The organism is Gimesia aquarii, assembly GCF_007748175.1.
Classification (GTDB): Bacteria; Planctomycetota; Planctomycetia; order Planctomycetales; family Planctomycetaceae; genus Gimesia; species Gimesia aquarii_A.
Genome location: NZ_CP037422.1, coordinates 4,173,296 through 4,187,694 on the forward strand (window position 1 = coordinate 4,173,296; position 14,399 = coordinate 4,187,694).

General features: G+C 47.1%; 5 protein-coding genes. All 5 read right to left on the reverse strand.

Features of this window, described 5'->3' with window-relative positions:
* Positions 1-59: 59 nt before the first annotated feature.
* The 5 genes from V202x_RS15855 to V202x_RS15875 all read right to left on the reverse strand — a co-directional run bounded on the left by V202x_RS15855 (position 60) and on the right by V202x_RS15875 (position 14,398).
* Positions 60-1,487, reverse strand: a complete 1,428-nt coding sequence (locus V202x_RS15855; RefSeq protein WP_145176877.1) for a DUF1501 domain-containing protein — start codon at positions 1,485-1,487, stop codon at positions 60-62.
* Positions 1,488-1,489: 2 nt separating this feature from the next.
* On the reverse strand, positions 1,490-3,760 hold the full coding sequence (locus tag V202x_RS15860; RefSeq protein WP_145176879.1) for a serine protease: 2,271 nt from the start codon (positions 3,758-3,760) through the stop codon (positions 1,490-1,492).
* Between the two features lie 16 nt (positions 3,761-3,776).
* Complete coding sequence (locus V202x_RS15865) at positions 3,777-6,020, reverse strand: DUF1549 and DUF1553 domain-containing protein (RefSeq protein ID WP_145176883.1); 2,244 nt, start codon at positions 6,018-6,020, stop codon at positions 3,777-3,779.
* 332 nt (positions 6,021-6,352) lie between these two features.
* On the reverse strand, positions 6,353-8,731 hold the full coding sequence (locus V202x_RS15870) for an ABC transporter substrate-binding protein (RefSeq protein WP_145176885.1): 2,379 nt from the start codon (positions 8,729-8,731) through the stop codon (positions 6,353-6,355).
* 453 nt (positions 8,732-9,184) lie between these two features.
* A complete protein-coding gene (locus tag V202x_RS15875) occupies positions 9,185-14,398 on the reverse strand; it encodes a PVC-type heme-binding CxxCH protein (protein WP_145176888.1) in 5,214 nt (1,737 codons plus the stop codon).
* Between the last annotated feature and the right edge of the window lies 1 nt (position 14,399).

Below are 14,399 nucleotides of genomic sequence, written 5' to 3' on the forward strand. Positions count from 1 at the left end.
TGGTGACTACATTAATCTCTGGCTGAAGGTAAACAGGACATTCCTGTTTGCTGTGTGGATCACCCCATCAGTTCACGGATGGGTTTCCCCTGATCGGCAATAATGGGAGTCGGACGACCGTTGAAATCTTTAAGAAAGACGTTCGACGAATCGATTCCCAAATGATGATAGATTGTTGCCAGAAAGTCGCCTGCACCACAGATGCGTTCGATTGAGTCAGAACCATGTTTATCAGTCGCACCAATGAAGCGGCCCGTTTCAATTCCGCCCCCGGCCCAGATATTGGAGAAAGCGCGTGCCCAATGGTCTCGGCCCGGTTGCTTCGTACCCGATGGGGCACTTGCGTTTCCTGCACCGGTACTGGGCTGATAGTTAATTTTGGGAGTACGTCCGAATTCCCCGGTCACTACAACAAGCACACGTTTGTCCAAACCGCGTTCGTAAATATCTTCGATCAAAGCAGACACTGCTTGATCATAGGCCTTTGATCGGAAACGCAGGGCATCGAAAACATGATGATTCACAGCATGGTCGTCCCAGTTATTCACACGACCACATAAGGGACCACTGAGGCTGGTGGAAAGAATATCCACTCCCGCTTCAACTAATCGACGCGCCATTAACAGTTGCTGCCCCCAGGTATTGCGTCCGTAACGATCGCGCGTGCGATCATCTTCTTTACTCAAATCGAACGCATCTTTCGTCTTTGGATTGGTGAGCAATGTCATTGCCTGGGTTTCAAATTCATCTAACGCCTGAAGCTCACCTGCCTGATCAAAAGCACGCTCCAATGTGTCGAGATTCTGACGAAGTGCCGCCCGACGATCCAGATGCTTGACTTCAGCAGGATTAGATAAACCAATATTCGGCACAACGAAGTTCGGCTTGTTTGGATCACCAGAGACCGAAAAGGGACCATAGGCATCCCCGAGATAAGCGGCTCCCACGCGCTGCGATGAAAAATTGACACCGACATAAGGTGGTAAGGGATTTGTCCGCGGGCCTTCTTTCGCACGCAGGTAATTGGTGACCGACATCCAGTCTGGATATTTGGGAATTTCTTTGTCACGAGTATCGGGATCGCCAGTCAGCATTCTTAGTGTTCCCGCAGGGTGGCCGGGGCTACCGTGACGCATGGAACGCAGCACTGTGAATTTGTCAGCGATTTTCGCCTGCATTGGCAACAATTCTGTGAAATTCAAACCGGGTACTTTTGTGGGGATTGTTTCAAAAGGACCGCTGTATTCACTAGGCGCATTTGGTTTAGGATCATAGGTATCAATGTGCGAACAACCACCGGGTTGCCACACCATGATGACCGCGGTTTTTTCTTTGTTGTTTTTTGGAGCAGGACTTTCGGCACGAAGTCGCAAGATGCTCGGTAAACTCAGCGATGCGAATCCAGCTAAGCCCATTTTTAGAAAACCACGACGGCTTCCCGGTCCCGGACAGGGGCTGATCGACGATGCATGAAATGGATCTGTCATCTTTATTTTGCCTTCTTTGCTGGATTAACACGAATTTGAATCGGCTTGGAAACGATGATATCGACAATGTCTTTTGGTTTTGCTCTTGCAGTAGCAGCCTTTAATAATTTATCGGCTGTCTTAACGGCAGCCTGTGCTGATTTTACCTTTTCAGAAGCAGCCTTTACTGCTTTTTCTGCATTCGCCTTTTCCACCTGGGAGGCTGTTTTTGAATTCAGAACCAGTTTTTCTGCTTCCAACGACAGTGCTTCCGCTTCTATTTTTGCGCGTTCGAGTTCTGATTTTGCTGAAGCAACCGCCTCTAAATTTTCCTGATATTTGGCAACGGCATAACCATAAAATGCAATTTGATACTCACCGGGGGGTGTTTTCAGTTTTGCTAAATCGAGAACTGCCTCGGAAGACTCTGCCTTTAATGGCGCATCAAAGGCGGGTACTCTCTCAAAGCCAGCACCAAAGGTTTTCAAAGTAATATTCGCACCAGAAAATTCAGAACGCCGGATGTGAGTGAGTGGGATCGTCAGCTTTTCGCCGGCAGTCACTTCCCAGACTTTGTCTTCCGTGGGGGCAATCGTGATCGTAGCCAGCTCTGAATTGCTGACTGATACAGGCACATCGGCCAGCAACCGTGGCGATGGCACTTCACTCCACGCATTTTTAACCGGCCATTGCATTGAGGCCATTCGACATGGCCGAGTTACGGTTTTGCCGTTAATCGTAGCCTGACCTAAGAAGGAAGCACTGGTCAATCCCCGTGGAGCGTTCTCCGAAGCGGTCACCAGCATAATGCCGCGCGATTTTCCTTTGGGAATCTTCAATCCGGCAGCAGTAACCCCCTGTGGCAGATTCTCCATATATAAATCAATTTCGCCATCAAAACCATCGCGACGGACAACGACCACTTCAATGGGCATTGTTGCCCCAGCACGTAAGGCAATCGGCTTGGAAAGTGCATTCCGATCACCATTTCGCAGGTTCATATGCAAACCCCAACCCACAAGAGCGAAATCGGGGGCAGCCTTGCGAATAATCAAACGATAGATATTGAGTGGATCGTTCCGCGTCCCACCAAACAAATCGCGCAGTTGTAATCGATGTATGCCATCCTCTTTAATTTCCACTTTACCGATAATGTCAGAGGAGCCTGCATTGTAGGGAGGGCCGTCATAAGAATAACCGTTACTGGAGATTTTTACGGGACTGGGAATGTCGCTGAGTTCCACAACATCGGTCAGTTTTTCTTTCTTCCCCTCTACACTGACATGTTGAACAACGATTGAAGGATCTGTAGGACGTCCTAATCGTTCGGATGCGACTTCCACCCACCAGACATCGCCTTTCTTGGCAGTGAATTCAAATGTGTCGACATCTGCAGCGGGAAAGAAGCTGCCAGTAATATCACAAGGAAGCGTGATTTTTTGTGCTTGTGCATGTTGATTGTTGGGCTCTACTTCAGGTCGAATCAATTCATCGGTCAACCCCGCAGGTGGCCAGGAAAACGCACTGACAGTTTGAATCGAAGGCAATCGGGGAACGATTTCTTTTTCAGCCGCCGATCGTACTGCGATCCGATAAAAGTAATACGGGCCACCGTCATAGGTCAAACCGTGAACTTTAATCACGTATTTCCCCGTCTCTGGAGCTGTAAAGTCAAGTGCTCCGCCACGTCGCTCAACCAGCAGGTCCATTCCCTGTTCATCAGCAATAATCAGAACCGGTTTGAGCTTGGAATCGATACCTTTGGACGCACAATCAACGACAACGCGCTGCCCTTTCTTTGCTACGAACGTGTAGTGGTCGATCTTTTGTCTGGTCATCACCGCGTTGCAGATCGAATTCAGATCAAGCTTCAAAGCAGTTTCCAGTGTGGTATTCGGCTTAGTCTGAGTCACTTCTGCCAGAGTTCCCACATTGAAGGCACGTGTTGTGGAAACCCCCAGGCGCGTCATCACACGGGCTTCGTGAACACCTGACGGACAATCTTTCGCGATTGAAACAACATAAGTATTTGCGACAGGTTTTCCGTCTGTCCCGAGTTTTTTCTTTGCTATAATGCCGGGATGTGAGAAGCTGAGTTCATCAGCATTCTCCAGATGTTGACCTGTGATCTTCACGTCGAAGCTGGTTCCAACCTGCCCTCCCATTGGCATGGTCGTCAACAATCGGGGAGCCGGAAGACAAACGGATTGCGCGACTGCCATTGATGAAGCCAGGCATGTGGCAATGCTAACTGCCAGCACGAGAGAAAATCGTAATTGTAAAATAGAGTTCATCTTTTTCATCATGTTCCTAATGCGTAAACAGGAATTCCTTTGTGTTCATTAACGCCCAGATCAAATCCTGATAGTCTACATGCGATATTTTCTTGTTTTTAATTGGTTTGCCATTTGCACCCATCAAAGGCTCGGTGAGATACTTGATGGCTGTCTGCATTTCTTCCGGTCGCGGCTTTCGTGCAAAGGCTGCCAGATACAATTCCGTCACATTTTCTTCGGGCTTTTTATCGGATTTCGCCATCAGCGCAGCACGCCCCGTGCTCGTAGACAGTTTTCGCTTGATCTCATACGAATTGATCAGATGCAAGCTCTGTGCGAGACTCGACGATTGAATCCGCTCGCACTCACAGACACTGGCACTATTGGGTCGACCAAAAACCTTCAGAAATGCCGATTTGTTATAACTGTTATCGGGCAATGCGATGGCACGTGTACCGGGTGGCAGATTGGCAAACGTGGTCGTCGATCCCGTGAGATCATCGATGGCATCAAGTAACACTTCTGCCTGTAACCGACGTGGGTAAAATCGCGAATAATTCTGACGATCAATCAGATTGTATTCATTCGGTTTTGAACTGAGTTGATAGGCACGTGATTGAGTAATTACTTTCACAAGTGCTTTTAAATCAAATCCGGATTTTACAAAGTGGTCTTCCAAAGCTGCTAGCAGTTCCGGATTGGTAGGTGGATTCGTATCCCGAATATCGTCTTCAGGCTCGATTAAAGCCCGTTTGAAAAAGTGTTTCCAATATCGATTAACCAACGCCTTGGCAAAGAACGGATTGTCTTTAGAACTCATCCATGCTCCGAGCCTGAGTCGTGGGTCTTCGTCTGGACTAATCTCGCCAATGTCATCTCCAAGAGCGACGGGCGTTAGCATCTCTCCCGATTTGACGTTCTTTGCCTTGGCAACTCCTCGCTTGTGAAAAATGAGATCTTCACCACGCGTGCCGGTTGGCTTGCGTCCAATCTGTGAGAAGAAGGCGGCAAAGCTGTAGTAGTCGTCCTGGCTCCAGCGTTCGAAAGGATGATGATGACATTGGGCACACTGCATTCGCACACCGAGAAAGAGTTGAGCAATATCTTCCAGCTGTTCCTTGGGATCTTTTACCCGTTTGTACCAGGCGACAGGCGGGTTCCCGACGACAGTCCCCGTCGCCCCCAGTAATTCACGTACTAACTGATCATAGGGAACGTTTGCCAGCAAACCATCTCGAATCCAGGCATGAAAGGCAAAGTTCGAAGTGATGTCGCTGGCGGCATCACGACGGTTCTTGAGAAGCGGAGCCCACTTGGAAGCGAAGTAATCCGCGTAATTCGGACTGCGTAATAACGCTTCGACAGCTTTGTCACGTTTATTGGCGTCGGTACTCGCCATAAAGGCAGCCACTTCTTTTTGAGTCGGAAAGCGGCCACAGATATCTAAAGTCACTCGACGCAGAAACGTCGTATCGTCACAAACATCTGATGGTGGAATACCCAGTTGTTTCAAGTTGGCAAACACATGCTCATCAACAAAGTTCTTGGCTTCGGGTACTTTTGTAACCGGTGCTCCCAAGGGCACAGCCGCTGTGAAGACAGCCACCTTTCCCTGATAGCGTACCATAATGGCAACTTTTCCGGGAATGTCGTGAACTTTTACAATACCTTCTTCGGAGACCTCCGCCATGGAAGTCAGGTTCGATTCATAAAGTGCGCGATGAGTCACATCACGAACACTTCCATCAGAATACTTTGCGAGCGCCTTGAGTTGCTGCTCGCCATCCATGTTGACCAACCCTGACTCTGGTTGAACACTGACGGAGACTAAAGTTGGTTCATTACCGGTTGAAAACTTCGCACCTTCTTCAATCCATCTGCGAAGAATTGCATAACCTTCCGAATCGCGAGGGAGCTTGGTCCCTCCACCATGAGGGGTCGCATTCGAGGCTTTTGTCAGGAGAAGACTTTTTGAAGGAACAGCAGGAAAAAGACGACGACCATGCGCTTCTTTCACGATGCTCTCAAAGTCTTCGAGTGGCTCAAAACCCAGAAGCGATAATTGAAAACCGTTCTGACCTCCCCCCGCTTTGGCATGACAGACCCCCATGTTGCAACCCGCTTTGGTCAGCACCGGGACGACATCATTGACGAAACTCACGGGAGACTTTGTTTCTGCTCCCATTGTGACAGTCGAAGAAACGAGAATCAGAGCCAGAGAATAAAGAATGTTTAGAAAGAACAGACGTGGTGAAATCGCATTTTTCAATGTAATCATGTCAATTCTATTTGAGGCGGGAAGTTGTTTGGTTGGAATGAGTTCTCTATTTGAGCAACTACATAAAATTTTACTGATACAATCACCTCTCTGTCAACATTTAAGCCAATTATTAAGCGTTATTAAGTCCTTCTGCCCCTTACAAATCAGGCACTGATACTGGAATGCAAGCAAATGTCATTTCTCTACCGGAAGACCCCGCCACTTGAACAAATGATTACATCAACTCATATTCTGATTTGTTCATGGTGGAATGGACTGCTGTTAAAGAGAGTATAGCTTGTGAAATCAATTTTTGGCGGGAAAACGAATCAGGTCAGTGAAGTTTGATCCTATTTCATATCGAGTTCTTTGTAGTTCGCATTTTGATCAAGCACAGTTCCCCAAACTTGATGGGATGCCTGATGTCTGGAAGGACCAAAATTAATGATCGGTCCGAATCCCAGGTCGAGATTGTTAATCTTTTCCAGTTCGTTGATCATATTTTCCGTTGTTAATGCTTCACCCGATTCTTCCACTTTTTTCAAGCCTTCCACGAAACATTCGGCGGCCAGAAACCCCTCAAGCGAAATGAAGCCGGGCTTCAAAAACGGGTAATATTTTTTCAAAGCATCACGATAACGGAGCACCCCGGTTGCGCTGGAAAGATAATAGGGAACGACCTGGGTTACGATAACACCTTCCGCATATTCTGGCCCCATTTCTTTAAATTGTTGTGCCAAAAATTCGCTACCGACAAAAGAAACTGCAGCCACTTGAATATCAAGCTTACGATCTTTCAATTGCTGAACCATCAAAGCAGCTGGTTTATAAGTCGACACCATAATCAACGCATCAATCCGATCCTGGTTTTGCTCGATCTCATTAATCGCATCTGTGATCTGGGTCGTCTTCCGCTCGTAACCAACTCGCATGATGTTCTCTGGTAGCACCTTGTATTTTTCAAGTGCTTTGGCAACACCTGCAAAACCATCATCGCCAAAGGAATCATTTTGAGCGAAGACGGCAATTTTGTCTGGGGAAAGACGCTTCTTCTCGACAAAATAGTTAACCATTGCCGCCGTTTCATCGGCATAGCTGGCACGAAGATTGAACACATAGCGATCAGGGGGATTACGCCTCAAATTTTGAGCCCCTGTCATCGGTGCAAAAAAGAGGTATTGATTTTCGTTGGCATAGGGAACAGTCAATTTGGCAGTAGGAGTCCCCACGTTGCCGATCACGGCAAATACTTTATCGTCTTCAAAAAGCTCATGCATATTGTCCAAAGCTTGATGAGGATCATAGGCATCGTCTTTTACGATCAGTTCAATTTGACGCCCCCCTATGCCTCCTGCTGCATTAACGGACTGGAAGCAGGCTTTCATCCCCATCACCATATTAAACCCCAGCTCTTTATTTGCGTCTGACATGGCAGTCGACGTGCCGAGGATGATTTTGTCGGCGGTCACTCCTTGTGCGAACTGCCCCGCCTGTTTCTTCGCTAAAGGTTTCTGAGTTGTCTCCTTACTTCCATTTCCATTCCAGACATAATAGGGGACCGCTGTCAGGAGTAAAAAAGTCATGACAAAGATAATCGTATTGAAAATTTTGCCATGCCAATGCGGCTTTGTCGATTTGCCTGGTGAGGAGCCTTCGAGTTCTTCCTGAGAGGCAATTTTTGTCGTATTGAATTTATGTGAATCGGAAGTAATGCTGCGTAAATCGGTCAGCATTTCCTCTGCAGACTGATAGCGGTCTTCGGGCTTTTTGGCCATCGCACGCTTGATGATTGCGGCACACGCTTCTGGAACGAGTGGATTGATATCACGTGGATCAAGCACTTCAGCATGACAGTGAGCATACATAATTTGTACGACACTGCCCGCATCCTCATAGGGGTGTTTGCCCGTCAGCAACGTAAAATAAGTGGCTCCCATCGCATAGATATCACTACGTGCATCCACTGATTTTGATTCACATTGTTCAGGACTCATGAAATAGGGCGTGCCAATCACCTGCCCGTCTTGAGTCAGTTGTTGTGACTGATGGATGATTCTTTTCGCCAGCCCAAAGTCAGCGACTTTGATTGTACCATGCTCAGATTGCAGTAGGTTCGCTGGTTTAATGTCTCTGTGAATCAGCCCGGAAGCATGCGCCACCATCAACCCCTCGCAAGCATCAGCAATAATCTGCGTTGCTGCTATCGGAGGATAGGGTCCCACATTATCTAAATGATCGTCGGCACTTCCCCCCGACATGAATTCCATCACAATATAATGGACGCCCTCGGCTTCACTAATTTCGTAAATCGAAACCACATGAGGATGCGTTAAGCGACCGGCTGCTTTCGCTTCTGCCAAAAAGCGGTCCAGCATATTTTTATCGGATGCGAGTTCTGCCGGTAATAGCTTGATAGCGACATCGCGTTCAATGGAAGCATCGTGTGCCTGATAAACGACTCCCATGCCCCCCTGTCCCAGCAGACCTGTTATCAGGTATTTTCCTAAGCGCCTGCCAATCCAGGATTGTGCTTTCTTAGCCGAGGGACCTACAGAGTGTTTGGCAGAACCGTTTGCCGCACTTTCGGCTCCGATAGCAGCTTTATCAATTTCCTGCATATTGAGTGGGGGGATTTCGTCTACCGTTTCCTCCTGATCGAGATTCACAGGAGGGAACTCATCTACTGTTTCTTCATCATCGATGGAATCCCTGAAACGTTCGTCCGGCACTGGTCACTTCCCTCAGATCGTTTTTTCCACAGATCGAATCATCTGGTTAAAACAGGCAGACATACCAAAATCAGCATTCGATTTGGTTTATTCTTCTACATTGATTATCATGAATTAATAGATATACAAAATCATCGTTTATAAAAAAACTTTCGCAATCAATATCTTTTAAACTCTGCATATTATTAGGGAAAAATTGAGCTTAATATTGAATCTTCAGCTTGATCCAATCATATCTACACCCAATAACGGCAAAATGTTGGTCTATACACCCTGATTTCAGCAATGATTTCAAGAAAACCATGAACTGAGCTAACGTGAAGAATGAGTTTTTCACAGACGGGAACCTGAGAATAATCACTATAAAGCACACACCAAACGCTTTAGCTGTAAGACCATCAAGTCGTACATGAATACCACAGATTCAAGAAGGCAAGAGATCAGAATTCTCGCTCAATTACCAGAAACGCGTAAACGTACTGTTTTTAAATCAAAGAGCGCGTTCCGAATTTTTCCATCACTGCGAACTGCCAGTTGCGTCTTCCCCTGATTCAGTTCGATGGAACCAATCTTTTGAGATTGATAGATATCCCAACTTCCCGTGCTGGGAACTTTCCAGGTGATGCGTTGGCCATTGACTTCCAAAAAAGCACGATTGCCGGCGACGCCCTGCGGACAGGCATATTCCAGATAAACATCGAATTTACCCGATTTAGGAACATTCAATGTCCATAAGGCGCGATCATTTTCACTTTGCCAATACCCCAGATTTTGATACTTCTTCTCAAACTGGATGGTCTCACCAAAAATTTCCGCATTTTGAGGCACAAGAAAAAACTCACCCCGCAAAGCTTCTGCCTGAACCACTTCAGGTTGGTTACCAGCAAAAATTTTCCGCGGTTGTTTTGTCGCATTCAAATAGGCTATGACATCACTCATCTCCTGTAAGGAAATATCTTTTTCCAACCCCTCGGGCATCAACGATTTGCCTGTACTCAGAAGTTCTTCAAGATCATTGCGAAGTAAGGTAACTGGCTTGCTATCGTTTTGAATCAAAGTGATACTTTCACCACTTTCTGCAGCGAGCAAACCATTATAAGTCAAGCCATTCATGGTGACCGCAAGATAACTGACGTACTTACTCTCAATCGCCCGGTTCGGATCGAGTATGGCAACCAATAATGCTTGTTGCGATTTATCAGTCAAAGCAGACAGGTCAGGGCCGATCGGTTTTCCTTCTTTATTCAATTGATGACAAACGGTACAACGTTTGATAAATAGTTTATGTCCGGCTTCGGTATTCCCTTTCAAATTAGAAATAGAAGAGTACTGCTGAATCACCTTTGATCGATCTGAGTTCAACGAGGAGGCCATCAACTTCATCGCTCGTTTTCGAATCGTAGTGTTGTTGTGATTGAGTAGCAGTTGACTGCTGGAAGTATCGACCTCAGAGGGATGAATCTTTTTGTGTTCAATACGGCTCAGAACAGATTCCACCCACGCCTCGCGACTCAGCAATGCACTCAGCACTTCTGAACGTAAACCGGGCCCAAAACTTTTCCAGCGTTCGAGTAAAATATCTGGCGTTTTCTGATTTCCAAATTGAGTGAGTGCCCTAACCGCTGCACTTTGAATTTGACGTGCATTTCGTGGTGACAACATTTCTGCCAGAATCTCAAAGTCTTGCTCCTGCTCATCAAACCCACGCCCCAACAATTGCATAGCCAGGATTCGTTTTTTAGCAGCAGTCTTCTCAGAATCCGCTATTCGTCTGGCTTCAACAAACAGAGGTTTCAGATTTTCCAATGCTGACTGCAAGCGTTTGTTCGACTGCTTGTGATAGTTTGAAAGTGTCCGATTTCGACGCCCAAGCGCATTCAGCAAAGTCGCAACAGCCTGATGTTTCCATAGCTCGAATGACTTTCCTCTCGGCTTTTCTCCTACTGCTTCGTAAATTTGAGCTAAAGCAGCCTGTTGGTTCGCAGAGACAGCCATATTCACTAATGAATGAAATATCTGGTCCGGTGGTTGCGCGCCATTTAATTCAACAAAGAACGCATCGACAAAAGCGCCCAGTTGTGTACCTACCGAACTCAAAACTGCCGTGCGGAAATATGCATCGGTATCCTGTCGCAATGACATGCGCGCCAGTGCCGCGCCGGACTGTGGGTCATTCCACTCTCCAAGGGTGTATGCTAATTGCATTCTTACCTGAGAGTCCCGATCATGAACCAAAGAGAGTAACTGAGTTCCTACTTCAGGTGCTTCCTTTACGATGGATTCACTAATACGAATCGCATGACGGCGAACACCGGGGTGCTGGTCCTTTAAAGCGACTAACACCTCGCCGGTCGACACCTCACCCAAACCATTCAGCACACAAAGTGCATGCAGGCGAGCTGTGGCTAATCTTCCGTTTTGAACCATCGCTTTTAAATCAGGAACGACCGTCTTTTTATTTCGTGTTACCAACAGTTGGTGCGCCATGTCGCGTTGTGTTCCATTGGGGCTTTCCAGAACCTGAACTAGCTCTGTATCCGAAAGTTGATCCAAGCGAGGAATGGGGCGTAACGGCGTATCCTCTCGCACCACACGATAGATTCTGCCCTGCTCTTTTCCGGCTCTTAAATCGAGTTTTTCCTGCATCGCTTTGGGAATCCATTCGGGATGCTCAATCACGTGTCGATACATGTCAGCCACCCATAAGGCCCCGTCAGGACCTGTCCGAGCCATCGTGGGGCGGAACCAATTATCGGTGGATGCCATAAATTCGGATTCCTGCTCGTCCTGAGCACGCCGACTGGTAAACGTTGTCCCACGAGGCGAGACCACTTCACGGTGCACCAGATTATGTACGGGCTCACAAATAAATGAGTTGCCCACAAATTCTGGTCCCAGTAATTGATCTCGATAGAAACAGAGTCCACAGGCCGAAGTGATGCGATTGACTTTGTTTAAATCGTTAAAGCGTTTTTGGGTTCGACTTATGGGAAAGATCGTCGCCGCGCCCGGCTTAACAGAAACTTGCACTTTTGCTGAAGGTGCAATGAGGTTTTTGTTTCTACGTAGATAATGATCGGTTAACGCATAATGGAAGGCAGGATTACTGTTATTACTGCCAAACCAGTTTCCCCAATTATCTCGTTCACGACCAAACTGAGTTTGGCCCGACTGAGGATCCATCTGCCCGGTCCCAGGTTTGATCCGCAAATCGCGCCGCCCGAGCTTTAATTTCTGTTTTGTTTTGACTGACACAAGTTCTCCGCCGGAGTCTCCATTCGCCAGATAAACCCAGTTATCCAGTCCCCAGCGCAAGCCATTCACCCGATGCTGCTGATTCCCTTCTCTAAAACCGGTAAATAATGGTTCCCGTTGATCCGCCTTGCCGTCACCGTTCGTATCTTCGGCATAAAACACTTCCGGTGCGGTGGTCACGATTACCCCTTTTTTCCAGGCCATCACTCCTGTAGGAAAGCCCAGACCTTCCAGAAACAGGGTTGATTTCTCATAGGTTCCATCGCCGTTTAAATCTTCCAGATAACGCACACGCCCACCGAAGGTTCCCTTTTCATCGATGCCCAATGGATAATCAGCCATCTCGGCTACCCAGAGCTTCCCGTCCGGTCCCCAGTCAAAGGCCACGGGATCTTTTAACAGTGGTTCTGCGGCCACAAGCTCTACTCGAAATCCGGGTTTGACTTTGATTGTTTTTAAAGCGGCATCGGGCGACTTCGGTTGAGGACCCGCCGCTTCCAGTAATTCATCGAATGACTTGCCATCGACCAGATTTTTCAATTTGTCGGTATCTTCGTTTTGAACCCATAAATGCCGCGAATGAAACCAGGCGCCGTTATTCGTCCCGTTGCGCGAAATCATAGGCATGTCGTCGTCAGCCTCGCGCTGCTTTTGAAAGACTTTTTTCAACCCCTTGTCTAAAGCAGAAAAGAGATGCAAAGAATATCGTTTCTCATTTGAAAAAAGGACATCGTCATAACCATCCTCATCCACGTCTACGAAACGCATGCCTGCATCTCGCCCCTGTGCATCGACAATGGACTCACCTTGAGGAAGTGACCAGGGCAATCGTCTCCAGCGAGAATCAGCTTGAGACCAGTTATAAATGGCTTGTTGTGAAGGACTGGAAACGATCAGCTCACATTGGCCATCATGATTGAAATCGCGAAATCGAACTCCTTGATCCACGCCCGCCTGATTTAGAATCAATAGACTTCCCTGCTCCGTGGACAATCCTGCCAGCAATCTTTTGTCTTCCCCCCATGCTTGATTATCAAATCGCCAGGCTGACATTTCATCAGGTGTCAGAGTCATTAAAACAACTTGATCATTTAACACGCCAAACCGACTGCGTGTTGCCTGATTCCCCTTCGAATCTGTCTTAGAAACCAGCTGTGTCGGAAAACTCGTTTCGTTCCATGTTTGCTGTTTCGGATTCCAAATTCTGGTTTTTTGGACTTTATCGTTTCCAATGACCACATCCATAAATCCATCATCGTTCAAATCGAGCAATCTCACTCCGTTATCGGCTCCCTTTTCATTTCTGAGAGGTTGCCCCGCCAGAAGATGTTGATTCATACGTTTGAGAACATCTTGAAACGAGAGAAATTTGACAGCGGAGCCATGTTTTTCAACGGCATGATCAATCAGCTTTATGACCTGCTCATTGCTGATCCAACCATGGGGATGAAATACGAGATTAAACGTCCCCTGTTTCAAAACCGTGGCATCCATGACAGCGGTCCAATCCTGCACGGTCAGAGGGTTCATTGGTTTTTGTCGATGCTGAGCTGACCAGTCACTGGGAGTTACACAGGAAAACTCCCAACACAGACGTGAGATCGGATACGGATAGGGGTAATCAAAAATCGTATTCACAAAGCCGCGATCCGTGGGAACATACTTTTCGATTTTGCCCTGCCCATCAGGATCAATGACGAATTTTTTGGGTAATTCGGGATCATTGGCCGTGAAGACATGAAACACGGACGTATCAATTTGTAAATAGTTTCCTTCGGGCGACCGTCGGTTAAAAATTTCGGTAAAAAAACGAGGACTCACTGTATTTAAGGAATCGCAGCAAGGCATGCGATAGGCAACCGGTTGGCTGTTGGGAATCTGACTCAATAAATCCACACAGCGTTCAACGGTTCCTTTGGCTTTTTTGAAGTCTCGATCCTTTAATAAAGGACAGGGATGATCATAAGTGTGAACTTCAATGCTCACCCCTTCATTGATCCATTTTTGCAGATGCGGATCTTCAGGATCCACACGGCAGGTCATAATACTGACACCTGCGCGACCATCAATCTCTTTCAACCGCTCCAGAATCGGACGCAGATACGTTTCATACTTTTTGATATCCCGCATATCATCAATGGCTAAGACACAGACGGCTTTGACCTGCTTGTCTCCATACCACTGAGGCGTCGTGAGCTTGGGGAAATTTTTCGAAACGTAATAGGGATCATCCTGGTCCAGATAAACCAGTCGATTTCCCGCATCTGTTTTCTGCTCGGCAGCAATTAACGAATTAACTAAGCTATCAAACAAAACCAGCAGGAAACAACTGAGTAAAGTTAACTGCCAAAGGTTAGCACAGAAATGGCCATTCGAAGATATCTTACGCTGTTTGAACCACGAAAATACCATC